Origin of the sequence: Acinetobacter lactucae, assembly GCF_013344765.1 — a bacterium.
Lineage (GTDB): Bacteria > Pseudomonadota > Gammaproteobacteria > Pseudomonadales > Moraxellaceae > Acinetobacter > Acinetobacter lactucae_A.
The window spans coordinates 1-430 of the sequence record NZ_JABVBF010000435.1 but is presented as its reverse complement, the minus strand read 5'-3'; the positions used below and the strand labels follow the sequence as shown (position 1 = coordinate 430).

1 pseudogene is annotated in these 430 nt (G+C 42.6%); it reads right to left on the bottom strand.

Annotated elements, in window-relative coordinates:
* Positions 1-430, bottom strand: a pseudogene (locus HUN22_RS17720) (fimbria/pilus outer membrane usher protein); the annotation flags it as partial.

Here is a 430-nt window from a genome sequence, read left to right as displayed (position 1 = left end):
AGTTATAGTTAATCCCTGCCCTAAAAATCTCATCTGCCAGTGCACTGTAGTTCAGATAGTTTTGTGACTCGGCATTGAGCTGATTCTCTTTTAAATATCTGACCTGAGATACACGGGCAAGGTCAAAGTAGTTATCAAAGACTTTACGGTAACTGGTGTTAAATGAAATGTTCTTACTGATGCGCCCTTCTAAACCCAGCAAGGCTGAATAGCCATTTTCATCTTTATACTGGCTTGCTGCAATGTCAGCATTAATCACCCCAATACCAAAAACATTCTTGGCAAAGCCTGTGCCGAGATTTGACAAGCCATCTGTTGATGCTTCTGCACCACCGCTTAAGGTCAATGAGTTGCTATAACCGTATCGGATCGCACCTGATGCAAAGGTGGCATCGTCATAGTCATTTGAATACAGCCCATAGTTATAGCG